The sequence below is a fragment of the Natrinema pallidum genome (genome assembly GCF_005890195.1).
GTDB lineage: Archaea > Halobacteriota > Halobacteria > Halobacteriales > Natrialbaceae > Natrinema > Natrinema pallidum.
In genome coordinates, this window is sequence record NZ_CP040637.1 from 2,003,563 (window position 1) to 2,026,490 (window position 22,928).

Annotated in this window: 28 protein-coding genes; 24 read left to right on the forward strand and 4 right to left on the reverse strand. The window is 64.1% G+C overall.

What is annotated here, in order from left to right; genetic code table 11:
• Positions 1 to 40: 40 nt before the first annotated feature.
• Positions 41 to 1,117: a CNNM domain-containing protein gene (locus tag FGF80_RS09965; RefSeq protein ID WP_138653707.1), complete on the reverse strand. Its 1,077-nt coding sequence runs from the start codon at positions 1,115 to 1,117 to the stop codon at positions 41 to 43.
• 301 nt (positions 1,118 to 1,418) lie between these two features.
• Between FGF80_RS09965 and FGF80_RS09970 the strand changes: the two genes are divergently transcribed.
• Positions 1,419 to 1,652, forward strand: a complete 234-nt coding sequence (locus FGF80_RS09970) for an HVO_2901 family zinc finger protein (RefSeq protein WP_006184102.1) — start codon at positions 1,419 to 1,421, stop codon at positions 1,650 to 1,652.
• A 97-nt stretch (positions 1,653 to 1,749) separates the two neighbouring features.
• On the opposite strand, the gene FGF80_RS09975 is transcribed toward FGF80_RS09970, so the two are convergent.
• On the reverse strand, positions 1,750 to 2,481 hold the full coding sequence (locus tag FGF80_RS09975; RefSeq protein ID WP_138653709.1) for a DICT sensory domain-containing protein: 732 nt from the start codon (positions 2,479 to 2,481) through the stop codon (positions 1,750 to 1,752).
• A gap of 5 nt (positions 2,482 to 2,486) precedes the next feature.
• The gene (locus FGF80_RS09980) at positions 2,487 to 2,849 is read right to left on the reverse strand and encodes a DUF7344 domain-containing protein (RefSeq protein ID WP_138653711.1); all 363 of its coding nucleotides are present in this window, start codon (positions 2,847 to 2,849) and stop codon (positions 2,487 to 2,489) included.
• Positions 2,850 to 3,266: 417 nt separating this feature from the next.
• On the opposite strand from FGF80_RS09980, the gene FGF80_RS09985 reads away from it, so the two are divergent.
• Positions 3,267 to 3,755, forward strand: a complete 489-nt coding sequence (locus FGF80_RS09985) for a PH domain-containing protein (RefSeq protein WP_138653713.1) — start codon at positions 3,267 to 3,269, stop codon at positions 3,753 to 3,755.
• On the forward strand, positions 3,752 to 5,335 hold the full coding sequence (locus FGF80_RS09990) for a PH domain-containing protein (protein WP_138653715.1): 1,584 nt from the start codon (positions 3,752 to 3,754) through the stop codon (positions 5,333 to 5,335). Before FGF80_RS09985 ends, FGF80_RS09990 begins: the two co-directional genes overlap by 4 nt.
• Positions 5,336 to 5,349: 14 nt before the next feature.
• Here FGF80_RS09990 and FGF80_RS09995 read toward each other — a convergent pair whose 3' ends face one another.
• Positions 5,350 to 6,216, reverse strand: a complete 867-nt coding sequence (locus tag FGF80_RS09995; RefSeq protein WP_049907821.1) for an SDR family NAD(P)-dependent oxidoreductase — start codon at positions 6,214 to 6,216, stop codon at positions 5,350 to 5,352.
• A gap of 1,299 nt (positions 6,217 to 7,515) precedes the next feature.
• Between FGF80_RS09995 and FGF80_RS19150 the strand changes: the two genes are divergently transcribed.
• The 21 genes from FGF80_RS19150 (at position 7,516) to FGF80_RS10095 (ending at position 22,927) form a co-directional block, all read left to right on the forward strand.
• On the forward strand, positions 7,516 to 7,668 hold the full coding sequence (locus tag FGF80_RS19150; RefSeq protein WP_175417013.1) for a hypothetical protein: 153 nt from the start codon (positions 7,516 to 7,518) through the stop codon (positions 7,666 to 7,668).
• Positions 7,661 to 8,134, forward strand: coding sequence for a hypothetical protein (locus FGF80_RS10000; RefSeq protein WP_138653717.1), 474 nt, complete (start codon positions 7,661 to 7,663; stop codon positions 8,132 to 8,134). The genes FGF80_RS19150 and FGF80_RS10000 overlap by 8 nt, the downstream gene beginning before the upstream one ends.
• Before the next feature lie 188 nt (positions 8,135 to 8,322).
• Positions 8,323 to 10,440 (forward strand): minichromosome maintenance protein MCM, encoded by a 2,118-nt coding sequence (locus FGF80_RS10005; RefSeq protein ID WP_138653719.1) that lies wholly within the window; start codon positions 8,323 to 8,325, stop codon positions 10,438 to 10,440.
• Positions 10,441 to 10,442: 2 nt separating this feature from the next.
• The gene (locus tag FGF80_RS10010) at positions 10,443 to 10,823 is read left to right on the forward strand and encodes a hypothetical protein (protein WP_138653721.1); all 381 of its coding nucleotides are present in this window, start codon (positions 10,443 to 10,445) and stop codon (positions 10,821 to 10,823) included.
• Positions 10,816 to 12,069 carry a hypothetical protein gene (locus tag FGF80_RS19585; RefSeq protein ID WP_238705272.1) on the forward strand — a complete coding sequence of 418 codons (1,254 nt, stop codon included), beginning with the start codon at positions 10,816 to 10,818 and terminating at the stop codon, positions 12,067 to 12,069. The genes FGF80_RS10010 and FGF80_RS19585 overlap by 8 nt, the downstream gene beginning before the upstream one ends.
• Positions 12,066 to 12,302 carry a MarR family transcriptional regulator gene (locus tag FGF80_RS10020; RefSeq protein ID WP_138653723.1) on the forward strand — a complete coding sequence of 79 codons (237 nt, stop codon included), beginning with the start codon at positions 12,066 to 12,068 and terminating at the stop codon, positions 12,300 to 12,302. Before FGF80_RS19585 ends, FGF80_RS10020 begins: the two co-directional genes overlap by 4 nt.
• Positions 12,303 to 12,428: 126 nt before the next feature.
• Positions 12,429 to 13,022 (forward strand): hypothetical protein, encoded by a 594-nt coding sequence (locus FGF80_RS10025; RefSeq protein WP_138653725.1) that lies wholly within the window; start codon positions 12,429 to 12,431, stop codon positions 13,020 to 13,022.
• Positions 13,019 to 13,201, forward strand: coding sequence for a hypothetical protein (locus FGF80_RS10030; protein ID WP_138653727.1), 183 nt, complete (start codon positions 13,019 to 13,021; stop codon positions 13,199 to 13,201). The genes FGF80_RS10025 and FGF80_RS10030 overlap by 4 nt, the downstream gene beginning before the upstream one ends.
• A 284-nt stretch (positions 13,202 to 13,485) precedes the next feature.
• Entirely contained in the window at positions 13,486 to 13,716 is a 231-nt protein-coding gene (locus FGF80_RS10035) for a hypothetical protein (protein WP_138653729.1), read from the forward strand.
• A gap of 8 nt (positions 13,717 to 13,724) precedes the next feature.
• Positions 13,725 to 14,057, forward strand: a complete 333-nt coding sequence (locus FGF80_RS10040; RefSeq protein ID WP_138653731.1) for a hypothetical protein — start codon at positions 13,725 to 13,727, stop codon at positions 14,055 to 14,057.
• A 3-nt stretch (positions 14,058 to 14,060) separates the two neighbouring features.
• Positions 14,061 to 14,585 (forward strand): hypothetical protein, encoded by a 525-nt coding sequence (locus tag FGF80_RS10045; protein ID WP_138653733.1) that lies wholly within the window; start codon positions 14,061 to 14,063, stop codon positions 14,583 to 14,585.
• Positions 14,572 to 15,960 carry a phage terminase large subunit gene (locus tag FGF80_RS10050; RefSeq protein ID WP_138653735.1) on the forward strand — a complete coding sequence of 463 codons (1,389 nt, stop codon included), beginning with the start codon at positions 14,572 to 14,574 and terminating at the stop codon, positions 15,958 to 15,960. Before FGF80_RS10045 ends, FGF80_RS10050 begins: the two co-directional genes overlap by 14 nt.
• Positions 15,961 to 15,962: 2 nt before the next feature.
• The gene (locus FGF80_RS10055; RefSeq protein ID WP_138653737.1) at positions 15,963 to 17,510 is read left to right on the forward strand and encodes a phage portal protein; all 1,548 of its coding nucleotides are present in this window, start codon (positions 15,963 to 15,965) and stop codon (positions 17,508 to 17,510) included.
• Between the two features lie 2 nt (positions 17,511 to 17,512).
• On the forward strand, positions 17,513 to 18,346 hold the full coding sequence (locus FGF80_RS10060; protein WP_138653739.1) for a phage minor head protein: 834 nt from the start codon (positions 17,513 to 17,515) through the stop codon (positions 18,344 to 18,346).
• 193 nt (positions 18,347 to 18,539) lie between these two features.
• Entirely contained in the window at positions 18,540 to 19,823 is a 1,284-nt protein-coding gene (locus FGF80_RS10065) for an XkdF-like putative serine protease domain-containing protein (RefSeq protein WP_138653741.1), read from the forward strand.
• Between the two features lie 17 nt (positions 19,824 to 19,840).
• The gene (locus tag FGF80_RS10070; protein WP_138653743.1) at positions 19,841 to 20,782 is read left to right on the forward strand and encodes a phage major capsid protein; all 942 of its coding nucleotides are present in this window, start codon (positions 19,841 to 19,843) and stop codon (positions 20,780 to 20,782) included.
• Between the two features lie 14 nt (positions 20,783 to 20,796).
• Positions 20,797 to 21,090 (forward strand): hypothetical protein, encoded by a 294-nt coding sequence (locus FGF80_RS10075; RefSeq protein WP_138653745.1) that lies wholly within the window; start codon positions 20,797 to 20,799, stop codon positions 21,088 to 21,090.
• Positions 21,091 to 21,093: 3 nt separating this feature from the next.
• Positions 21,094 to 21,723, forward strand: a complete 630-nt coding sequence (locus FGF80_RS10080) for a DUF1302 domain-containing protein (protein WP_138653747.1) — start codon at positions 21,094 to 21,096, stop codon at positions 21,721 to 21,723.
• A 1-nt stretch (position 21,724) separates the two neighbouring features.
• Positions 21,725 to 22,102 (forward strand): hypothetical protein, encoded by a 378-nt coding sequence (locus tag FGF80_RS10085; protein WP_138653749.1) that lies wholly within the window; start codon positions 21,725 to 21,727, stop codon positions 22,100 to 22,102.
• Between the two features lies 1 nt (position 22,103).
• Positions 22,104 to 22,493: an HK97-gp10 family putative phage morphogenesis protein gene (locus FGF80_RS10090; RefSeq protein WP_138653751.1), complete on the forward strand. Its 390-nt coding sequence runs from the start codon at positions 22,104 to 22,106 to the stop codon at positions 22,491 to 22,493.
• Positions 22,490 to 22,927 (forward strand): hypothetical protein, encoded by a 438-nt coding sequence (locus tag FGF80_RS10095; RefSeq protein ID WP_138653753.1) that lies wholly within the window; start codon positions 22,490 to 22,492, stop codon positions 22,925 to 22,927. Before FGF80_RS10090 ends, FGF80_RS10095 begins: the two co-directional genes overlap by 4 nt.
• Position 22,928 lies beyond the last annotated feature (1 nt).

The window sequence follows — 22,928 nt, forward strand, 5'->3', positions numbered from 1 at the left end:
CCGCGGGTTCGGTGTTGATCCGTCGGGACCGACGCGTCGGTCAGCGATCGACGGGTTCGAGTTGTGCGCCGTCGAGTGGGTCCTTGATGTCGCCCATCACCGCCTCGAGCAGGTCGGTCACGGTGACGAGGCCGACGACGGTACCATCCTCGATCACCAAGGCGAGTTCCTGCTTTTCGGTCTGGAACTGGTCGACCGCGTCGCTGACGTCCGTGTCGGGCGAGAGCGTCATCGGCGGTGCCGCCAACTCCTCGAAGCCGACGGTGCCGTCGGCCAACTCCTGGCGGTGTCTGACGAGGACCGGCGTGTAGAGGATGCCACGGAAGTCCGTCAGTTCGCCGCCGACCAGCGGATAGCGGGTCTGGGGGCGCTCCTCCATCTTCCGGACGTTCTCCTCGGGGTCGGCGTCGGTCGAGAGCGCGACGATCTCCTCGGAGGGCACCATCAGTTCGCTGATGGACTGTTCTCCGATCTGGAACGCGTTCATCACCTCTTCGCGACGTTCCTCGGAGAGATCGCCCTCTTCGAGGATCGAGCCAAGCCGGTTCCGCAGGTCGGCGCGGGACTCGATGACGTCCTCCTCGGTCTCGAGCCACGCGCCGGTCATTTCGATCCCGAAGAGCTTGAGGGTCAGTTTCGCGATGCCGTCGCCGAGCGCGATGACCGGCGAGATGAGCCGGTAGAACCAGTACAGGGGCGTCGCGCCGTACCGACAGACCAGCCGCGACCGCTCGACGCCGAGATACGTCGGCGTTTGCTCGCCGTGGGTCAAGTGGACGAGGTTGATGATGAGGAAGGCGAGGATCGCGCCGCTGCCGATCGTCGCCAGCACCGTGTTCTCGAACAGCGGTTCGAAGATCGCGGCCAGCGCGGGTTCGGCGACGATCCCGACGGCGATGCTCGAGGCAGTGATCCCGACCTGGCACGTGGTCAGATAGAGTTCGAGGTCGTCGGTCATCGCCCACGCCCGCTCGAGTTTCGGGTTGTCACCGACGAACTCCGCCTCGGAGAACTGCCGAGCGCGCGTCAGCGCGAACTCGATCGCGACGAAGAAGGCGTTCGCCAGAATGAGCACTATGCCCGCGAACAGCCGTCCACCGATGACAAGCGAGTTCATCATTCGGCCATTGAACTGGTGAACATAAATCAGTCAGGTGAAATCGGTCTCGTCAGAAGCGACCGGCTAACGGCCGTCCTACTAGCTACCTGACAATCAATCGGGCGGTGGTGTTCCGAGCCCGCCGTTCGGCTGATCCCCCAGCACACGGAATACTCGAGGGCGAGTAAACACTCCGTTCGGGCTGTCTTTTTTCCCGACCCGTCGTCGGCAAATCCGGACAGAGCCGCCGAATCAGCCCGAAATCGAGCGGAATAAAAGAACCCAAGCAGTTTTGGCGAATGCTCGCGTCAGACGAACTATGCACACCTGTCGTAACTGCAACCAGTCGTTCCAGACCGAACTCGCCCTCGAATTACACCGGGATACGTGTACAAACGGACAACTCCTCTGTGAGGTATGCGGGGAGCGATTCCAGGAAGGCGCGGCGACCGAGGATGGCTGGCACTACGAGTGTCCGAACGACGACTGCGACGGGGATGGACTCGAGAAGGACCTCTATCGCGTCGGAGCCGTTCGCACCGCAACCCAGTAGCCCCGGGGCGTTCCGTTTCGTCCCCTGGCCCGGCCGACGATAGCGGATCGACTATCGGGGCTGGCACGCCGAGACGGAAGCCGGATCGACGGGCGCGTCATCGGCCGTCGGACGCCGCCTCGAGATAGGCGACCAGATCGCCGACGAGTCTCGGGTCATACGTCCAGAAGCCGTAGTACTGCCCTGGGTCGCGTTCTTCGGCGACCAACGCACAGCGGTGTTGATCGGTCCCGCCGCCGTCGAACACCACGAACCAGAACGCGTCGAAGTCGCCATTGGCGTCCGTGACGACCGTTACGTCGTCGGTAAGCACCCCTTCGTACTCCCCGTCGAGGAACACGATCACGGCGAGCGAGTCGCGCTCGCCGAACCGCTTGTACACGTCAGTCTGTGCACGGAGCGCTGCCGGCCGCTGGAAGCCGGCGTACAGCCGCCCCGTTCCGACGCGCCACGCCCGTTCTTCGATCTCCCGTGACGTGGCCACCATCTGCCGGCGATCGTACGACGAAAACAGCGTGTTCTCGAGGAAACTGAACAGGGTCGCGCTATCGAGGTCCCGCTCGGCGAGTTCCCACGGCGGATGGATGTCGGGCGAGAGGATCGCCTCGAACTGATCGAGACCCAGCGCACCCCGGAACTCCCCGTCGCCATCCCGGACGATCACGAACCCCATCTCGTCGATCGTCCCCAGTGACCGGTGGGTCACGTCGACGTTCCGCGTCTCGAACTGCTGTCGGAGTTCCGCGATGACCGACTCCTCGTCGGTGTAGATCTCGAGCGTCTTCCGTCGTCGGTCGACGCTCTCGAAAGCGTCTCGAAGCGAGTGCATGTCGGTCAGTCGTCGACCCGCAACGCGGCGGTGACCGCGTCCGGAATCGATGTCTCGGTCACGGTGTTCGTTTCGCTGTCGAACGTGATGAACCCCAGATCGGCGAGTCGCGGGAGGATCGAGTGGTAGAGCCGGATTCGAATCCGGTCGCGGTCCGATGGCGTCGCGATCGTCTCGTCGTTAGTCGCCGCTGTGGCCGCGAGTACGGCGGCGAGTTCGTCGACCGTCACCGTCGAGTGATCGGAGAGATAGACGATCGCGTTTCGAGCGTGAAACCGCCCGAGAAGACGGAGTACGTCGTCAATCGGGACGTCATCGGCCGCCGTCCGGAGGGCGAACAAATCGGGGGTGGTGTGATGATTTTCCATTACATAGGTCAATGGTAACTATGCACAAATAGTTGTGGTTCGCCGCCGAGACGGACGTTCACTTGACGACGGACGTTATCGAGTTTCGACTCGCTTCTCGCGTCTCCGCCGTGACCGGCGATCGTGTCCGCTCACGTGCCGGTCGTGTCACCAGCATGCCTCGGTGGCTGCCGTTGACCGACCGCGACGACTACTGTCGACGCCAGTCCTCCGGTTGCGAGGGTCATCGGTATCGTCACAGCTGAAACGAATCGTACACCCATCACAGGTCGTACGGTCAGGTGTCCAGTGGTGGTCAGTGGCTACTGTCGTCTCGAGTGCCCGATCGGCTCGTCCTCGCGAGTCGACTTCGTTTCAGGCCGTGAGAACGACCGTCGCTTTCCCATCCTTTAATCCGGTCGTACCCTCACGATACGTATGGAACGGCTCACTCCGCGAGTGCGCGTCGTTTGGCTCCTTCTCGCGCTCGTTCGAGCTGCGATTTTCGGTGGCGTCATCGTCGGCGCGGCGTTCGGTCTCACCCGTACGGCCGTCTGGGAGTCAGCGCCGGCCGCCCTCGTGCCGGCTGCCGTCGCTCTCGCCGTCGCTCTCGCGCTCCTTCGCATTCTCGTGGCCTGGCGGCGCTACGGCGTCTGGCGGTTCGAGCTTCGGGACGACGATCTCTACATCGAACGCGGCGTCTTTACGCGCGTCAAGACGGTCGTCCCCTACGTTCGGGTCCAGCACGTCGACTCTCGGCGGTCGCCGCTCGAGCGAACGACCGGGCTCGCGACGGTCGTAGTCTATACTGCCGGCTCCCGAAGCTCCGACGTGGCGATCCCGGGACTCACACCGACTCGAGCCGAGGACCTGCAGGAATCGCTTCGCCAACTCGCGATCGAGACGGCGGGTGAAGACGCCGTATGACGACGCTCCATCCGGCGTCGGTCGCCGTTCGCTCGCTCTCGCGGAGCCTCAATACCGGCTTCCTGTTTGTCGTCATCGGGATCGTCGCCTCGCCCGGCGGGAACGGGACGAACCTGCTGTCCGTGGTCGGACTCGTCGCGATCGGGATCGTCCTCGGGATCGTCTACGAGTTTGCCTACTATCGGCGGTTCCGGTACGAACTCACCGACGACACGTTCGACGTTACCTCCGGCGTACTCGCACGCAGGGATCGGGAACTTCCCCTGGGACGGGTCCAGAACGTCGATATCAGGCAGAACGTCCTCGGCCGCGTCCTCGGGATCGCCGCCGTCCACATCGAGACCGCGGGTGGCGGTCAGACCGAAGTCAGCCTGCAATACGTCGACGAAGACGAAGCCCGCCGTCTCAGACGCCAACTCCGCGACGGTGCGAGTACCGACGCACCCGACGCGGACGAGACGGGGACCGCCGTTATCGAACCCGACGCGGCGTCGGCCGGCGACGAGACGGTCCTGTTCGAAATGCGGCCCCACGAACTCGCGATCCTGAGCGTGTTCACGATCGATCCAGGGGCGAGCCTGCTGGGCGGTATCGCGCTCTCGTTCGCCAGCGGGTTCGACCCCGTGGCGCTGGTTCCGGCGACCCGTCTCGGCGGGCTTCCCGGCCCGGAAGCGGGCTTGATTGCGATCGCATGGGGCCTCCTGCTCTTCGTGCTCGCGGCCTGGCTCATCAGTGCCGCTCTCACGTTCACCCGCTACTACGGCTTCCGGCTCACCCGCGTCGGCGACGAACTCTACTACGAACGCGGCCTCCTCCAACGCTACAGCGGGACGATTCCCCTCGAGAAGGTCCAGGCGCTGACGATCACGGAATCGATCCCCTTCCGCTGGTTCGGCTACGCCGCGTTGAGCGTCGAAACGGCGGGATACGCTCCCGGCCAGTCCGAGTCCCGCGGATCGGAGTCCGCGATCCCGCTGGCCGACGCCGACCGGGTCGCCGACCTCGCGCGTGCGATCGAGCCGTTTGGTCCGGTCGACCTCGAGTCGCCGCCGCGACGCGCCCGCGAACGGTATGCGGTCCGATACCTGCTCGTCGTCGCCGCCGTGGTCGGCGTCGCGTTTCTGCTGGCGCGATACACGGGCCTCATCCGCCAGTGGTACGTTCTCGCCGCCCTCGCGGTCCTCGCCCCGATCGCGGCGCATCTGAAATGGCGGAACCGGGGCATCCGCCTCGACGACCGATACGTCCTCGCCCGGACGGGGTTCTGGCGACGGACGACGAAGGTCGTCCCCTACTACCGGGTACAGGCCGTCCTCCACCAGGCGACGATCTTCCAGCGCCGACGGCGACTCGCCAGCGTCACCGCCGATACCGCAAGCTCCGCCTCGCTACTCGGCCGGGCCGCGACCGCTCACGACGTGGATACGGACCGGGGCCTCGAGATACAGGCCAGTATCGAGGACCGATTACAGGAACGCCTCCGTGCGCGCCAGCGCCAGCGGACGGGCGGGCGATGGTTCCGTGACGGGATCGATCCGACGGACGAGGATTCGGCGACCGAGAGCGACGGCGAGGAGTGACCGACCGACGGGAATCAGTAGGTCAGGCTCATCCCGCCGTCGTGAGTTATATCCCCGCCGTTGAGGTGCTTGCTGTGGTGTGAACACCCCATCACGAACAGGTTCGCGACTTCGGAGGGGTCCATCATCTCCGTGCTGCGGGTGTGCTCTAACATGACGTTCTCGACGACCTCGTCGACGGTCATATCGCGGCGGTCGGCCGTCTCGGGGAGTTGTTTCGCGACGAGCGCCGTCTTGACGTAGGCAGTGCTGACCGTGAACGCCCGGACGTTCCCCTCGCCTTCGGCGGCGATCGACTGCGTGAGTCCGCGCAGTCCGAACTTCGTCGTGTTGTACGCGACCTTGTCCTGGGTTACGATGTGGCCGTGGACCGAACACATGTTCCCGACGACCCCCGCGCCGTCCTCGTTGTCGCGGAAATGAGGGAGACAGTGTTTGGTGAGCACCATCGGAGCCCGCTGCATGACATCGTGCATCAGGTCGTACTTCTCGAGCGGGAACGACTCGATCGGCGCGACCGTCTGCAGTCCGGCGATGTTGGCCAGATAGCGGATACTGCCATGGTCGGCCGCTTCCTCGACGATCCGCTCGAGATCCGAATCGTTGGTCAGGTCGGCGACGACCGTAACGAGTTCGCCCGGCAGGGACAACTCCTCGGACTGCGTTTGCGTTTCGGCGAGCCCGTCCTCGTCGCGGTCCGTCGCGACGACGGTCAACCCGTTTGCGGCAAAGGCCAGCGCGGTTGCCCGTCCGATACCCGAGCCGGCACCCGTCACGATCGCGACGTTCTCGGCGGCGTAATGTGGGTCCTCGAGTTCCAGCAGCTCATCGCGAGCGAGTTCGGACGGTCCGTACTTCGCCAGGGCCTCGTCGACGGTCATGTCAGCCATATCGAATCGGACGGCGACCAGCGTGGAATAACTACCGCCCAGAAGGAGTTACGCTGTACCGGTGAACCGCTGACTCAGGTCTCACAGGCGGAACACGGGGGTGGTTATTCGATCGGTTCCCAGTCTCGCTGGCCCGTTTCCGACGAGCGTCGATACGTACCGTGGGCGCTGTACTGGATATAGCGATATATCGTGTATGCCGGTTCGGACGGGTACTCCGCCTGAAATCCGAATGGCCGAAAGCACCGTTGAACGTGGCTCCCCAAACTCATACCCACGCAGTACCGAGATGGATCGCCCGAACAGTTCCGATACCGAAGTCCGCACCCTCTCCGCTGAAACCCGCTCAGTGGCGTTCTGAGTGAGCCGACCGGGAAGGTAAGACCCCAAACCCCGATCCGAGGAACATCGCCGTCAGCGGAGTGTACGAGAGCCATGCACGTCCTGTGACGTCCAGACGGGCACGACCGCTGTAGTTGCCCTCATCGAGACCGTCGCGGTCGAAGCCAGTCGTCTTCCAACGATTCCTTCGGATGACTCGCCCACTCCCGTCGACGGTTGAAAAAGACGCGACCCCACCGATGGCCTCTCGACACCGAACTGAACGAACGCTGGCAAGTCGTGATACCACAGCAGTCCACTTCGCCGCAGAATCGGGCCGCTCGAGGCAGAAAGTGGCGACTCGGTGAAACAGCGGGTACTGTACCTCGCCGGATAACAGTCGGATCGACGCAGAACTGGGCCGGGGCTGGTAGCATGTCAGCCGCGTCGACGGATCGTCGCCCCATCCGACGGAGCGACAGGTCGACTCGAGTACTGGAGAGCTACCACCACCGGTCGGGAAATCGACGCTTCGACGCACAGTAGCCAACCCGACAGGGACGATGACCGCGACAGTTGCGTGGTACCCGTTCCTCAAACGCGTTCGACCTCCAGCACTCGAAGGCGAGATCGATCTGATCGGATTGGTGGATGAATCACCTCAGCGGGCAGTAGAGGCTGGGACCGCGAGTGACGAGCGACTATCGTTTACCGGCCGCTCGACCATCTCCTGTATCTTGATCTTTGGTACCAACGTCGTCTCATTTCTATCTCTATCTGTATGCCTGTTATCTTCAATTATCTCTAACTCTAGCCCTAGTAGCTGCGCAGTATCTGTGCTATGGATAGAGATAAGCTCACTATTCCGGCGGGTATAGTGCCCTATAACGCCGTTTCTACCGGTTTCAGTGGTGCACTTTTCTCGGTGCACTGTGCATGCACTGTATCAGGTACCCGAGGTGTCGGTGCATGAGCGCCCAGACCGACGACGGGTTCGGCCCGTTCTGTGGAGCGCTCGGCTGCAACGATCCGGCCGAGGTCGTGATCCGCCACCCCAAACACGGAGATATCGTCGTCTGTGACGACTGTACCGGCGGCTACGTGGTGATCGGCCATGTCTAACGAGCCGGACGTCCGTCCGGAGGAAGCCCTCCAGGTCGCCCAGCGTGCGCTCTCGAAGGTGAACGGCCTCGAGGACGAAATCGAGGACCTCCAGGAGGATCGCGACGATCTCGTCGACGATGTCACCGCTCTCGAGTTGCGGCTCTCGGAGATCGACGACGAACGCCCGTACGATGGGCTGACGCTCAACGAGAAAATCGGGAAGGTTCGCGAACACGCCTTCCGTCGTGCTACTGGCGGCCACGGAAAGGCCGCGCTCGACTACAACGACGTCATGTGGAGTGTCTTCGACGGCGAGCCCGGCGCGAAGCACTGCTACAAGCTGATGCGGAAGGCCGCGGAGGCCCGTGGCTTCGATGTCGGTAAACAGGACGGGAGCAAGAAGCTCCTCGTCGACGCCGCCGAGGCAAAACGCGGAGCGGCGTTTTTTCCCGAGAACAAAACCGCCTCAGAGGGGGTGAACTGAAGATGGGTATTTTCCAGCGAGGAGTACCACCTCCTTTGGATTCGGTGTAAGTACGGTTGTAGTGTAGTGTGTAAGCAACTGTCGACTACCTGAGGGTCCGCCGAATCCGACGCCGTCCGACGCCGTCGTTGTCGGTCGAAAACGGCTGATTCGGTTTTGTTCTCAGGAAAAAGACCGCGACCGATCCAATGTCACAATCTCAGCCGAAGGCAGAATCGAGCAAAGACCTCGTCGATACCCTCGGAGACTTCCTCCGAGCGTACTACGACGATCGAGACTCCGGCCGAACCCAGATCAAGGAGCTCGCCCAGAAGTATCCCAGTGAACAGCGCTCGCTCGAGATCGACTACGATGACATCTACCGGTTCGACCCCGAACTGGCCGACGATGTCCTCGAGCAGCCCAAACAGATGCAGCGGTACTTCGAAGAGGCGCTGCGGCTGTACGATCTCCCGATCGACGTGAGCCTCGTGCAGGCCCACGCACGCATCTACAACCTCCCGGAGGAGTACACCTTCTACCCCGGCGAGTTCTCCCCCTCGAAACACCTCGGAGACTACCGGGGGATCCGCGGAGAGATCACAAAGACCTCCGATGTCTACCCGAAGATCGAGGAGGCCGCGTTCGAGTGCCAGCTCTGCAGCACCCTCAACCGGGTTCCTCAGTCCGAGGGCGATTTTCAGGAACCCCACGAGTGCAAGGGCTGCGAGCGACAGGGGCCGTTCAAGGTGAACTTCGATCAGTCGGAGTTCGTCGACGCCCAGAAGCTCCGGATCAAGGTACCACCGGAACTCGCCGACGGCACTGGCCAGAAGATCGACGCGTTCGTCGAGGACGATATCGCCGGCGACGTCACCGTCAGCGACCGAGTCGTCGTCTCGGGAATCATCCACTTCGAGCAGGAAACCGAGGGCTCGAAGAAGCAGCCAAAGTTCGACCCCTATCTCGAGGGCCACCACATCGAGATCGAGCAGACTGATCAGCAGGATCTCGATGTCTCTTCGGAGGAACGCAAACGGATCCAGGAACTCGCCAACGGTGCCGAGGGTGATCCTCTCGACATCGCCGGTCAGTCACTCTCGACGAAGGTCTTCGGTTATGACCTCGAAAAAAAGGCGCTGGTCCTCGCGATGACTTCGGGTGGCCAGATTCAGTACGAAGACGGCGACACCGACCGGTCGACGCTGAACGTCTTCCTGATCGGCGATCCCGGAACCGGCAAGTCGAAGCTCATCGACCGCGCTGAAGATGTCGGCTGGCGAACTGTCGGAGTGACAAGTCGACGAGCAACCGGGCCCGGACTGACGGTCTCCGCCGAACAGGACGACTTCGGCGACGGTGACTGGTCGCTCGAGGCCGGCGCGTTCGTGAAAGCGAACGGCGGTACGGTCTGCATCGACGAACTCGACGACATGGACTCCGAGGTCCGGTCGTTCATGCTTGAGCCGATGTCGAAGCAGAAGATCAACGCCTCGATCGCCGGCGAGCAGGCGACGTTCGAGACACGGGCCTCGGTGATCGCTGCGGGCAACCCGAAGCACGGCCGGTTCGATCCGTACGAACCCATTCCGGAACAGTTCGACTTCCGGTCTGACCTGCTATCGCGCTTCGACCTGATTTTCACCGTCCAAGACGTCCCCGACGAGGAGGGCGATCGGCAACTGGCCGATCACGTTCTCGACGTTCGTGATGTCGCGAAACGCGACAAGGACGATCTCGACGATGGGGACGATACTGCCGAGTCGATCGTCGACCCCGAGATCTTCCGGAAGTGGATCGCCCTCGCGAAGCAGCAGCCGGTTCCGCCATTCGAGAGTCAGGCTGTCAAAGAGCAACTACGCGAGAGCTACCTCGAGATCCGCAAGCTGTACGATGTCAGCGAGAACTCGCCAGTCCCGGTTACCCTACGCGACCTCGAGGGACTGGTCCGGATCGCGGAGACCGCCGCGAAGTTCGAACTCTCGGAGACGATCACCATGCGCCACGCAGAGATCGCGACCGAGATGGCCGGCCGCTCCATGCAGGATGTCGGGAAAAACGAGGACGGCGAGTACGACGCCGATATCGTCGAGACGGGCCAGTCGAAGAGTCAGAAGAAGCGGCGGAAACTCCTCGCGTCGACGATCAACGAACTCGAGGGCGAGTACGGTAACGGCGTTCCCCGCGAGCGCGTGATCGAGGCCATGACCGAGGACGACGACCGGTGGAACGCCGATCGGCTTCACTCGGACATGGACTCGATGCTTGAGGATGGCGTCGCGATCGAGCCACAGACCGACCATATCCGCTACCTCGGGAGGGCGTGATCATGTCCCAAACCGAAGCCACCTCGAGGGAGATCTACGAGAGCGTGGTCGACTACGTCGCACACAACACGGGCGGCGTCCAGCCCCCGCTGATCCACGAAGCGCCGGTCGTCTCGAGCGTCTCGTTGATCTATCCCGAAGAACACTCCTCACGGGTCCGGTCGGCGATCGCGGCGGCCACATCCCGCGGGGATCTCTTCCGCTACGTCGACGAGTCGGGCGACCACAAGCGGACCTATCTCGGCACCGATGATGCCGACGCGCTCGAGGACAGGATCAGGGAGTACCACGATCGTTCCGAGAGAACGACTCGCAACGGGGCGCTCTGTCTCAAGATCGCGAACCAGCGCGTCGGCGACCTCCGAGGTGAGGACGATGAGTGATAGCGACAGCGATCACTGTCTCGTCTCCGTGGACAGTGGGGCTCACGAGGGCGAATGGCTCAGGATGGTTGCCTGTCCGATTCCACACTGCGATGCAGTCCTGGGGGAGGATTACGGGCGGTTTGCGAGCCACTTGGCTGCTGAGCACGGCCCCGAAGACGTCGGGCTGTCGTCTGATGGACGCCGTGTCGCAACTGACGGCGGTACATCCTCGAGCGGTATGGAACGATTCGAGGGTATCGACGAGATCGTGCCGAACGGCGGTCGCGATCGCGACGGATCGCACCGAACCCTCGGACGATGGACCTTCGAATACACACCGGCACGCGAGTTCGTTGAAGACCGACTCGAGGGTCGCGTTCTCAACGCCTGCGCGGGCAAGACGCACCTCGAACACGACGGCGAGGTCGTTCGGAACGATCTCAACCCAGACCGAGACGCCGATCTCCACGTCGACGTGTGCGAGATAGCGGACCACTTCGTCCCCGGAGAGTTCCATACGGTCGTTTTCGACCCGCCGTTTGACGACCACCAAGCGGACGACAAATACGACGGGCTGCGCGCTGACGGCGTTCTCGAGGCGTTCAGCGAGTTCGCGAAGCTCGTCCGGCCGAACGGTCGCGTCATCACGTTCGGCTGGAACTCGTGGGGGATGTCGTCGGTGGACGCTTTCGAGCGCGAGGAGACGATCCTCCTCCAGCGCGGCCCGTGCCTTCGCGATGTTATCGTGACTGTGGACCGCCGGACGAACCATTCTATCACGGTGAAACGCAGCGGAAACACCCGCACACTACACACGGACACTGATCATCCAGTCTCACAGTCTGAAAACTCTATGCGAGCCGAGGGGGGGGTCAGACCGATGAGCGTCTTCGAAGACACCGTCGAACTCTGGCAGAACGCCCTCGAGCACGACGACGTCGAGACCGTCGACGGTCCGACCTCGATCGAGACGCTCCTGGAGGCACGCGACCACTTCGAGCAGCTGGACAACGAGCCCAGCGATGGCTGTCTCGTGATTGCCCTCGAGATGGCCCGCGAAATCTCTCGAGGCTGGGTCGAGACCACGGGCCCGACGACCCCGTCCGGCCACGAGGAGTTCCGTCCGTTCAACGAGATGGTCTCGGTCACGACTCGCGGTGGCACCCCCGAAGCGTTCATCTGCCGATCTGACGCCGTCCGCCTGGACATGACGATCCTCGATCCCACCGGCGTCGTCGCGATCGACTTCGAAGACATACTATGACCACACTCACCGACCACGACGACACGATCGAAAGCCTGCCGCCGAGCGCGAAGCTTGCCCTCTGGGTGCTCGAGTCGGAAGGCAAACTCACCCAGCAGGAACTTCGCAAGGAAACACGCCTCCACCAACGAACACTCCGCTACGCACTCGATCGCCTCGACGAGGAAGGGTTGATTGACTCTCGACCGAACCCGGCCGACGCTCGCCAGTCACTCTATTCGATAACGAAGTGAGAAGTCACGATATTCGTGACAATATCGTCTCTTAAGCGTCACTGTCTCTATATCTGATACCAAGCCCAAACTGGTGACGCCATCGGGGCGGATGATCCGGGGGCCGCCAGCGGAGGGTATCTTCTCATGCACGGCACACACGCTTTCTGTCCAGAGTCCGGTGCGTCGCTCTCAGAGGACACGATCGTCACCGATACCGGGCGCGAACTCCGCTATCCCGAGAACGATCAGGCGTACGGCGACGACTCGTACATCCTCACCACCGGCTCACGGTGCTCGAGCAAGATCGCGCTGATGAGCCGCTTCCGGGAGTGTCACGAACGGCACTTCGGAACGCGGTGGATCGACGAGGGCCGCGTCGAGAAGCTCTACCGGCGCGTCGCCATCCACCTCCGGAAGCTCAAGACTGACGCCGACGGCCAAGACACGACCCGCGACGAGTGGGTTTGGTTCGCCCTGGCCGAGCGCCTCGATCGGGAAGACGAGCCCACTGACTGGATGCATGCCCACGCTGATCAGGTCTGCCCGAACTGCGGTGGGCAACTGCAGTGGTACGACGCGCTGCGAGGTTCGCTCCCGAAGTGCGTCAACGACTGCTACGGCGACGGTCGATTCGTCGGCGGCGAGATCTGCGAACGCGTCGCGACGGTCTACAACCGTGCGTTCGGTGACGACATCGGAGGGGGCGTCAAACCGACCGAACTCGAGGTCGTTCCATGACCGTCCAGTCCATCAGTCCTGGTCTCCCGGTGGAGGTCCGCTTCGCCGGCCGTCGCCTCGAGGGCGTCGTCGACGAAGTCCGGTGGACGCCGACGTGGGGCGAACCGCGCTCGGAGATCGTCGTCGATGCCGACGGTACTACGATCACGACGGGACGCGCTTCGATCCAGCCCCGATGATGTCCGACGTCGTCCCTACCCCGTCGGACTGAGGGCTCCCCTTCACCGCTCCCGCTGACACACCTCGTTTCGGGACGGGCACCATCCCGCGACTACCGCTCGACCACGGGCCGTCCCGACTCGCGCTGGACCTGGCCGGGATGGCTTCTCGCTCACCACGAGATCCGGCGCACCCCCTTTCGAACGTGTCCGTCCTGCAGGCGGGCCGCGCTCCGTTTCAACCCTGACACACCACTCAAGCGCGGGCCGGGTTCGATTCCCGGCACGGATGTCTTTTCAACACGATGACTCAGCCAGCTGCCCTCGAGGAGCGACTCCGAGCCGGCGATCAGACGCTGGTCCGACTCCCGCTGCTCGGATCGATCACGTACAACGAGGCCCACGCGGGACTCCTCGGAGCCGCACACGGACTGGCGCTGGTCTGGTCACCGATCGCACGCCGGACGATCCGTCGCGAGCCCTGGTGGTTCGCCGGCCTCGTCCTGGCCGCGGTTGCCCTCGAGAAGCTCCGATGAGAAATGCCATGTCTGTCGAATCACCACGAGACGACCTGCTGTATCGCGCGAAGATCGAACTCATTTGCCTGGGGAGAACGCTGATGCCCGACGACGAAACCCTTGAACGGACGATCGGAACGCTCGCCCTGTTCGTTGTCTGGGCGGCGATCGTCCTCGGGCCGATGTTCACTAACGCGGATCCGCCGCGCTACGAGATCAGCATCGGGACGACCGCGATCGCGTTTACCATCCTCGGGAAGATGTGGGACTTCGAAGTGAAGCGGGCACTCGAGGCCGCCGTTCCGATCTCGACCGACGGTGGCCAGGCCCAGTCTCGAGACGACGATCGCGAAGACTAACCCATGACCGACGATGACCGCTGCGGCTCGACTGACACAGGCTCCGGACAGCCGTGCCAGCGCCCAGCGGGTTGGGGTACCGACCGTGACTCCGGTCCGTGCGTCGACCACGTCGACGACGATCGTGCCCTTCGGAAGTTCGACGAGGGCCGGCGCGAGAAGCTCATCGGCGCTGCAGAGACTGGCGCGTTCAAAGAGCACTGCGCCCAGTACGCCGGCATCACGGAACAAACACTCCGGAACTGGCTCAACTGGGGCGAGGAAGACCTCGAGGACGGTAAGGAGACCGACCTTGCGGAGTTCTATTTGGACTGGCAACGCGCGCGAGGTCGGGGTGTCGTCGAGCGCCTCGAGAACGTCGACGACGACTGGATCCTCGAGCGCGGGTTCGGCTACTCGAAGACCGAGAAGCGCGAGGTCGACATGGACGCCGACGTCGACGCCGATGTCGACGGGTCCCACGATGTCACCGCCGAGTTCGTGACCTACGCACCAGAGGACACGGAGGGCGACGATGGCGACGAGTAGCGAATCCCCGCAGACGGAGATCCTCACGCCGGCACCGCAGTACTCCGTCCACGAGAAGCAGCGGGAGGTCCTCGAGTCGGACGCCCGCTTCCGGATCTGCCGCTGGGGACGGCGGGCCGGGAAGAACGTCACCGGCGCGATCGACGTCATCGAGTACGGTCGCCAGCCGTGGGAATCGCAGTGGGGCCCCGACGATCCCCGGAAGGTCCTCGTCTGGTGGGTCGGCCCGACGTACGACCAGGCCAACAAGCATGGCTACGACAAGATCAAGAGCGGGATCCCGGACGCGTGGATCGCCGACTACGGTGAGTCGAAGCCGTACTTCATCGAGCTCATCAACGGCGTTCGAATCGAGTTCCGGACCTTCGACCGACCGAAGAGTCTGCAGGGTGAGGGCGTCGACCGGATCGTCCTCGACGAGGCGGACCAGATGCGCGAGGGGATCTGGTACGGTGACCTCGAGCCGATGCTGCTCGACTCGAGGGGCTGTGCGCTGTTCATCTCGAAGCCGTACCGACCGCGGTCCTGGTTCCACCGCTTCTACGACTACGGCCAGTCAGCCGACTTCCCCGAGTACGCCTCGTGGCACGCGACGTCCGCCGACAACCCGTTCCTCGCCGAGATCCCCGAGGACAAGCGCGGTACCGTCCCGCCGCACCTCTTCGAGCGCGAGTACCTCGCTGAGCTCCCGGACGACGGCGGGCAGGTGTTCCGCGAGCTCGACGACCAGCTGTTCACCGGCGACTACGACGTCGACGTCGCCCAGGAGTATGACCCGAGTGGCGAGTTCGTCGGCGAGGTCCGGCGTGATCCCGGCGCCGTGACCCGTCCGGTCGCGATCGGCGCTGACTTCGCCCGCTCTCGAGACTACCGGGTGACGATCGCTGTCGACGCTGCCGGCGAGCTGGCGTACTACCATCGTGGGCAGAACGAGTCGTGGGACGGCATCGAGGATCACATCCGCGGCGTGTACAGCGACTACGGCGGGGTTGTCCTCCCGGACGCTTCCCGGGACAACAAGATCGTCTCCGATCTCGCCGGCGCCGGCGTTCGGCTCGAGCCGGTCTCGTTCTCCCCGAAGACGAAGAAGCAACTCATCGAGACGTTGGCCACGCTCGTCGAGACGGGCGACCTCACCGTTCCCGACATCGAGGCGCTCGACCAGCTCCATCTCGAGCTTCGGCAGCTCCAGGAGGACGTCACCGACACCGGATACACCCGGTATCATGCACCCGAGAACGGGTACGACGACAGCGTCGACTCGTTCGCGCTGGCGGCGTCGAAGCTGGACGAGATCGCGGCGGCGGCGAGCCAGCGAGAGGCGCACGATCGGCGAGAAGAGGACGACACTGACCGCGGAGCCTACAGCATCTAACCATGTCAGACGATACACCCGACGACTCGATGACCAGCGACCTCGGCGGCGCCTATACCGAGATGATGAACAAGGCGACCGCGGCGAAAGCCGAGGAGAGCCAACAGCAGCAGTCCGAGAAGTTCGGGCAGGCTCGCGGCGGCGCGATCAAACCGCCGTACCCACCGAAGCAACTGGCGAAGCTCATCGAGCTGAACACGACCCACGCCAAGTGTGGGTTCTCGAAGGCTCGCAACGTCGCCGGCTTCGGCCTCGAGATCGTGCCGCACCCGGAGGTCGAGGACCCCGATGAGTCCCAGAAGGAGGACGCCAAGGAGTTCTGGTTTGAGGGCGATTCGACGTGGCAGGTCGGGCCGATGGAGTCCGAGCTCGCGACGCCAGCGGACGTCCTCGAGATGGCGTGGGCCGACTACGAGTTCATCGGCTGGCTCTCGATCGAGACGTTGACGAACATGGCCGGCGAGCCGACTGGCCTCGCGTACATCCCGGCGCCGACGATCCGGAAGCGCAAGGACGCACCCGGCTTCGTTCAGGAGGTCGACGGCGACCTGCAGTACTTCGGTTCGTTCGGTGACCGGTACGGCGACGACCGCACTTTCGTCGACGCGAACTCGGGCAACTACGGCTCGGGCGTCGACGGCGACGTCGCGAACGAGATCATCTGGAAGCGCAACCACACGCCGTTCGTCGAACACTACGGGACGCCCGACATCGTCCCGGCGATTCCGAACATCGAGGGTGACCAGGAGGCGCGGGCGTTCAACATCGAGTACTTTGACAACAGCGCCGTCCCGAAGCTGGCGATCATCGTCGAGGGCGGCACGCTCTCGGAGGAGTCGCGGAAGGACATCCGCAAGCTGTTCCACGACAAGCTCCAGGAGGAGAACCATCGGACGGCGATCCTCGAGGTGAACGAACTCCTCGAGGAGAAGGCGGGCCAGTTCGCCGATCCGAACAGTGACAGCGACCAAGTCCGGATCCGAGTCGAGCCGCTGACCGTCGGGATGGAGGAAGACGCCTCGTTCCTGGACTACCACAGCCACAACGAACACGAGATCCTCAAGGCCCACGAGGTCCCGCCGATCGAGGCGGGGACCATCGAGTCTGGCGCCTTCTCGACGGACGCCGAAGCCCAGCGGAAGTCCTACCTCGAAACGACGATCCAGCCGAAGCAGGAGGCGCTCGCCGAACTGCTCTACGAGACGATCCACGACGCCCTCGGCGTCACGGACTACACGGTCCAGTTCAGGGCCAAGGGCGTGGACACCCGGCTGACCGATGCCGAGGTCGTCCGGACGCGAGCGCAGGCGTCACAGGGGACGATGCTCGTCGACGAGGTCCGCGAGGAACTCGGCCTCGAGCCACTCGGGGGCGCGGCCGGGAACATGATGCTCGCCGAACTCGGCGGCATGGGTGGTCCGATGGGCGGCGGCGGTGTCGGGCAGGCGATCGAGGACCTCGTCGACGATCGCGTGGACGAAGTCCGCGACGATCTTCTCGAAGACGTCCGCACCGAGTCGCGGATCCAGACCACACCGGGTGACGACTGACCATGTGCCAGGCGCACCACACGGCCGGCCGCCGACTTCTGACGAAGGACCTGCCGCCGGAAGCCGAGCGGGCTGTCCGCGAGTTCTTCGGCGACTACACGGATGCGATCGATCCGATCCGCCAGGACCTCGTCGACGCGATCGAAGCCGGCGATGTCGATCCGTCGTCGATCAGCTCGATCCGAACGGAGGTGCGCCGCATCGCGGGCAACTACACCGACGATGTCCAAGTCGTCATGCAGGCCGGTACCGAACGCGGCCTCGAGGTCGGCCGACAGATCGCTGCCCGTCGTCACCAGCTGGACATCGCGTTCGACCTCGTCCCAGAGCGGACGCTCGAGGAGTTCTCGGACTGGGCCGAGACGGCGACGTCCGAAACGCTCGACACGCTGACCGAGGACACGGCCCGCTACATCCGTGCGGCGCACGAAGAGGGTCTCTCGATCGACGAGCTCACCGAGCGCGTTAACGACGAACTGTTCGACGGTCGCCTTCAAGACTGGCAGGCCCGGCGAACGGCACGGACGGCGACGGTCTCCTCGAGCAACGCCGGATCGCACACGGCCCACGAGGATGCGGACGGCGTCGTCGCCGAGGAGTGGGTTGCGTCGCTCGATGGCCGGCAACGTGACTCCCACGCCGACGCCGACGGCCAGATCGTCGCGGTCGGCAACACGTTCCTGGTCGGCGGCGCGGAGGCCCGCCACCCCGGCGACCCGAGTCTCCCACTCGAGGAACTCGTCAACTGCCGGTGCGTCGCGGTGCCAGTATTCCGCGACGAGCTCACCGATGACGAGTTCGCACAGCTCGAGTCCGGCGGCCGGCTGAACGTCTGACGCTACTTTTCATCGATGACCCAGGGAGCTCCCGACTACCCTGTGCGAGGATGACCGGGCGAGACGGACTATGACAGACTCAAACAGCGACAAAGAGCGCGGCGAGAAGCGCGGTATCCTGTCGACCAATCGAGCCCGGAAGCAGCAGGATGCCGACGCGGACGCCGCCAACGACACTGCGGAGGACTGACGCATGACGGTCCAGAAAGGCGAAACGTTCGACAAGCGCGTCGAGTTCAAGGCGCTCGACGACGACCGCCGCGTCGCCATCGGCGGCGTGATGGTCCCCGAGAAGGTCGACCTCCAGGGCGACTGGCTCGAGCCGGACCTCATCGAGCAGTTCAGCGACGGGTTCATGCAGCGGCTTCAGTCGACCGACGGCGAGGCCTCCCCCGGCGTGATGCACGCCGTATTCCCCGAGGACCACGTCTCGTTGGCCGAGAACCGAGTTCTCGAGGAGAGCCAGAAGATCGGCGGCAAGGAGTTCCCCGCCGGCTCGTGGGTCCAGGGCTGGAAGTTCGAAGACGACGAACTCTGGGGCCTTGTCCAGGACGACGTCCTCTCGGGCTATTCGATCGGCGCGACCGAAGTCGAGTGGTCCGAGTCGATGCCGCAGGACGACCTCCCCGAGAAGGTCGACGTCGCCGATAACTACCCCCAGGACGAGCCGGTCTGGCAGATCCTCGACGGCAAGGTCGGCGAGGTTTCCTCGGTCGACATCCCCGCAGTGCCGGACGCCGTCATGGTGGCGGCGAAGGCGGGCGGGACGAAGTCGATCCTCGACCAGGTCGGCGGCAAGAACGAGTTTGTTGCCGTGATGGAAGACCGCGGCGCCGGCGAGGACGAAGCCGAGCGCCTCTGGCACTACCTGCAGCGCGCCCTCGAGGAGACCGACGGGAAGGCCGCCCCACAGCCCAGCGACTCCACGCTGACGCGCTGGGGTCGTTCGATGTGGAATTCCATCACCGGCAGCGGTGACGACTCGAAGACGGCGGCCACCGACGGTGGCGCCGAGAAGGAGTCGCGAACGCTCTCGAAGGACAACCGCGATCGCCTGATGGCGGCCCACGACGCGATCGAGGACGCGCTGGAGTCGGACGTCGACTTCATGCCGAATCGGTTCTCCGACGATCCGACGGTCGACTTCGATGTCGCCGACTACAGCGGCAAGGCAGCACCGACTGACAAGGACGCCCCCGGCGGCGAGACGCCGGACGACGACACGAAAACCATGAGCGACGACACCAAGACCGAACTCGAAGAGAAGATCGACGCGCTCGAGAAGCGCATCGACGCGCTCGCAGAGGAGAAGGACGACGACCCTGACAAGGACGACACCAGCGACCTCGAGGACAAGATCGAGGATCTCGAGGACAAGATCGACACCCTCGCGGAGGCCAGCGGCAAGAGCCAGCAGCTCGAGGGCGGCGAGGAAAAGGACGACGAACCGAGCAAGGCCGACATCCTCGGCCTGTAATCTGAGGTGACACAAGAATGAGCGCAACTCCCGACGACGCACTGAAGCAGATCACGACCGGCGACCTCGGCGACGGCGGCACCCTGCCGCGCGAGATGTTCGACGAGTTCTTCACCGAGGTCCAGGACGAAGCCATGGCGCTCGACCGGGTCCGAGCGGTCCCGGTCGGACGCTCGAAGACGCGGATCCCGAAGATCGGCGTCGGCGAGCGCCTGCGGTCCGGCCAGGACGAAAACACCGACCAGACCGAGTCGGGCGTCAACACCGACTACGTCGACATCGACTGCGAGAAGGGCTCGATCTACTGGTCGCTCACCCGGGAGACCGTCGAGGAGAACCCCGAGCGCGAGAACCTCGCGGACACTATCCTCTCGATGATGGCCCAGCAGTGGGGCGTCGACACGGAGGACCTCGGCTTCAACGGCGACGAGTCCGACACCGGCTTCGTCGCCCAGAACGACGGCTGGATCCAGATCGCGACGGACCGGGGGTCACCGGTCTATCACCACGACGACGCCGGCGACGGTACCGGCACTGCCCAGCCGATCAACAACTCGCTGTTCCACGGCGCTATCCAGACGATCGACTCGAAGTACCTGCGCGCGGATCCGGTGTTCATGGTGAACACCAAGCAGCTACAGGAGTACGCGAACAACCTCATCGGGCGGGAAGACGGCCTCGGCGCGCAGGTCCTGCTCGGCGACGCGGACGTCAACCCGTTCGGCTACGACATCGTCGGAACGGCAACGGTCCCCGAAGGGCAGGCGCTGCTCACGCCGCCGTCGAACCTCATCTACGCGCTGCGCTACGATGTCCGCGTTGAGGTCCTGCAGGAGTCCGACGAGGTCTTCGACAACGACCTCTACGCGAAGTACAAGATCGTCGGCAAGGACGACTTCGAGATCGAGGACGAGAACGCGGTCGTCCGCATCGAGGGCATCGAAGAGGTCAGCGCGTAAGCGCGTGATCTCTGATGTCTGAGAACGTCACCGTGCGGCTGACCGAGGACGGTCCGGCGCGGATGCGCGGCAACGGCGAGACTTGGGAGCGTGGCGACACGCGCGAGGTCACGCCGGAACGCGCCGAGGCACTCCTCGAGACCCACGACTACATCGAGATCGTCGACGAGAACGAGACGGACAGAGAGAGTAGCGATCTCGCTGACAAGACCCACGACGAGCTGAAGGAGATCGCCGAAGGGCGAGGCATCGCCGACGAGATCGATCTCCGAAGCAAGGAGTCGATCATCGACGCCCTCGAGGGGTAACCCATGCCCAGTGATCCGGAACGCTACCTGTCGGTCGGCGACCTCGAGGACGAACTACCGTTCTCGCCGTCTGCCTTCGATGTCGACAACACCGAGACAAATGCCGACGGCAACACGGACTGGGATAACCTTCTCCAGCGGCTTCTCGACGAGGAGTCGGACCGCATCGAGCAGATGGCCAGCACGCTGTTCGTTCAGACTGAAACGAGCGCAACGCTCTATGGCGACGAGGACACCGTCGGGGACGACCTCCCGCTCCCGGATCGCCCCGTAGTCGACGTCGCGTCGATCGGCGTTGACGGCGATCCCCTCGAGGTCGGGACCGACGTTCGCGTTCGCGAGACGCACGTCGAACTCCTCGACGATGCGGCGATCTACAGCTGGCCCGACGGCCCGATCGAGGTCACGTGGACCTACGGCTACGACGCAGTTCCGGGCGACGTCCGCGACGGCCTCGTCCGACTGGTCCGGTCGCGCCTTGAGCGGATCCAGTCCGACGGCCTCGAGAGCGAGGGGCTCCCGACGGGGCAGTCGGCGAGTTACCGGCCGCCCGAGGAGATCGTCGCCGCAGTTGCAGACGATGTCGGGGGGTACAGCCCGCCGAGCTACTTCGGCGGCACAATGGTGATCTGAGATGCGCCACCGCCTCGAGACTGGTCTGACCGACCGCGTCGACATCTACCGGCGCGAGAAGGTTGACGAGAACGAGATCGGAGAGCGGATCTACGGCTGGGCTCCTGTCGCCAGCGATGTTCCTTGCCAGTTCGACGATGAGTCGACTGAGTACGTCCGCGGGGATACCGGCGAGGAGGTTCGAACACCGGCTACGGCAACGTTCGACGGCGCTATCTCCCTCGAGGAGGGTGATCGACTGGAGTTCAGCGCCGGATGGCACGAAGTGACCGGCATCGACGAGACGGTTGACCACCGGCGCGGCACCGCCGTCTCGGTAGACGCCGAACTGCAGGAGAGCGACCCGCTGGCCGACGCGGATATCGTCGGGGGATCTTAGCATGGACGTCACTTTCGAGTGGGACGGCCTCGCCCCCGACGAGTTGGTCGGAGTGTTCGACGCCCTCAACGATGAACTCCAGTCCGAACTCAAGTCGGCGGCTACCGATATCGGCGTCCGCATCCGCGGAACGGCCCAGCGCCTCGCGCCGGTTGATGAAGGGCGGCTGGAATCGTCGCTCGAGCACGTCGTCGAACAACTCGCCCAGCACCGACTTCGCGTCGTCGTCGGCACGAACGTCGAGTACGCACCCTACCAGGAGTTCGGGACCGCAGTTATGGACGCCCAACCGTATCTGCGCCCGGCCCTCGAGGAGGAGAAAGACTGGATCGTCGACCGCGTCGAGACAGCGGTTGAAACAGCAGCACAGAACGCGGGGTTTAGCGTATGACACGAAAGCGTGCGGACGACCTCCTCGTCGACATCGTTGGCTGGCTCGAGAACGACTCCACGATCCAGAACCGCCTCGGCACCGATGGCGAAGTCGTCACGTACGGGCAGGCCGAGGAGCTGCCGGCGTTGGCGATCGCCGTCACGGTGATCCCCGGTGCGTCAGACCGCGACAACCTCCGCGAGGACAAGACGATGATCGTCGAGGTCGAGATCTCGGCCTCAAACAGCTGGGTCGAGTCCAACACCACACTCGAACTCGAGCAGCTGGCCGGCGACGTCGACGACGCCCTCACGCAGCACCGCGACGGCTGGACCGCTAACGGCCAGTCCGGCGGTACAGGTAGCATCTCTCCCGACACGAACAGACCTCGCTACTCCGGAGTTCGGCGCTACGACTTCGGACGCAACGATCCTGGATCAGCACACGACTGAC

Bases quoted from the DNA above. Each gene is read 5' to 3' on its own strand.
- FGF80_RS09965 (WP_138653707.1), bottom strand. From the start codon at position 1,117: ATGAACTCGCTTGTCATCGGTGGACGGCTGTTCGCGGGCATAGTGCTC.
- FGF80_RS09970 (WP_006184102.1), top strand. From the start codon at position 1,419: ATGCACACCTGTCGTAACTGCAACCAGTCGTTCCAGACCGAACTCGCC.
- FGF80_RS09975 (WP_138653709.1), bottom strand. From the start codon at position 2,481: ATGCACTCGCTTCGAGACGCTTTCGAGAGCGTCGACCGACGACGGAAG.
- FGF80_RS09980 (WP_138653711.1), bottom strand. From the start codon at position 2,849: ATGGAAAATCATCACACCACCCCCGATTTGTTCGCCCTCCGGACGGCG.
- FGF80_RS09985 (WP_138653713.1), top strand. From the start codon at position 3,267: ATGGAACGGCTCACTCCGCGAGTGCGCGTCGTTTGGCTCCTTCTCGCG.
- FGF80_RS09990 (WP_138653715.1), top strand. From the start codon at position 3,752: ATGACGACGCTCCATCCGGCGTCGGTCGCCGTTCGCTCGCTCTCGCGG.
- FGF80_RS09995 (WP_049907821.1), bottom strand. From the start codon at position 6,216: ATGACCGTCGACGAGGCCCTGGCGAAGTACGGACCGTCCGAACTCGCT.
- FGF80_RS19150 (WP_175417013.1), top strand. From the start codon at position 7,516: ATGAGCGCCCAGACCGACGACGGGTTCGGCCCGTTCTGTGGAGCGCTC.
- FGF80_RS10000 (WP_138653717.1), top strand. From the start codon at position 7,661: ATGTCTAACGAGCCGGACGTCCGTCCGGAGGAAGCCCTCCAGGTCGCC.
- FGF80_RS10005 (WP_138653719.1), top strand. From the start codon at position 8,323: ATGTCACAATCTCAGCCGAAGGCAGAATCGAGCAAAGACCTCGTCGAT.
- FGF80_RS10010 (WP_138653721.1), top strand. From the start codon at position 10,443: ATGTCCCAAACCGAAGCCACCTCGAGGGAGATCTACGAGAGCGTGGTC.
- FGF80_RS19585 (WP_238705272.1), top strand. From the start codon at position 10,816: ATGAGTGATAGCGACAGCGATCACTGTCTCGTCTCCGTGGACAGTGGG.
- FGF80_RS10020 (WP_138653723.1), top strand. From the start codon at position 12,066: ATGACCACACTCACCGACCACGACGACACGATCGAAAGCCTGCCGCCG.
- FGF80_RS10025 (WP_138653725.1), top strand. From the start codon at position 12,429: ATGCACGGCACACACGCTTTCTGTCCAGAGTCCGGTGCGTCGCTCTCA.
- FGF80_RS10030 (WP_138653727.1), top strand. From the start codon at position 13,019: ATGACCGTCCAGTCCATCAGTCCTGGTCTCCCGGTGGAGGTCCGCTTC.
- FGF80_RS10035 (WP_138653729.1), top strand. From the start codon at position 13,486: ATGACTCAGCCAGCTGCCCTCGAGGAGCGACTCCGAGCCGGCGATCAG.
- FGF80_RS10040 (WP_138653731.1), top strand. From the start codon at position 13,725: ATGTCTGTCGAATCACCACGAGACGACCTGCTGTATCGCGCGAAGATC.
- FGF80_RS10045 (WP_138653733.1), top strand. From the start codon at position 14,061: ATGACCGACGATGACCGCTGCGGCTCGACTGACACAGGCTCCGGACAG.
- FGF80_RS10050 (WP_138653735.1), top strand. From the start codon at position 14,572: ATGGCGACGAGTAGCGAATCCCCGCAGACGGAGATCCTCACGCCGGCA.
- FGF80_RS10055 (WP_138653737.1), top strand. From the start codon at position 15,963: ATGTCAGACGATACACCCGACGACTCGATGACCAGCGACCTCGGCGGC.
- FGF80_RS10060 (WP_138653739.1), top strand. From the start codon at position 17,513: ATGTGCCAGGCGCACCACACGGCCGGCCGCCGACTTCTGACGAAGGAC.
- FGF80_RS10065 (WP_138653741.1), top strand. From the start codon at position 18,540: ATGACGGTCCAGAAAGGCGAAACGTTCGACAAGCGCGTCGAGTTCAAG.
- FGF80_RS10070 (WP_138653743.1), top strand. From the start codon at position 19,841: ATGAGCGCAACTCCCGACGACGCACTGAAGCAGATCACGACCGGCGAC.
- FGF80_RS10075 (WP_138653745.1), top strand. From the start codon at position 20,797: ATGTCTGAGAACGTCACCGTGCGGCTGACCGAGGACGGTCCGGCGCGG.
- FGF80_RS10080 (WP_138653747.1), top strand. From the start codon at position 21,094: ATGCCCAGTGATCCGGAACGCTACCTGTCGGTCGGCGACCTCGAGGAC.
- FGF80_RS10085 (WP_138653749.1), top strand. From the start codon at position 21,725: ATGCGCCACCGCCTCGAGACTGGTCTGACCGACCGCGTCGACATCTAC.
- FGF80_RS10090 (WP_138653751.1), top strand. From the start codon at position 22,104: ATGGACGTCACTTTCGAGTGGGACGGCCTCGCCCCCGACGAGTTGGTC.
- FGF80_RS10095 (WP_138653753.1), top strand. From the start codon at position 22,490: ATGACACGAAAGCGTGCGGACGACCTCCTCGTCGACATCGTTGGCTGG.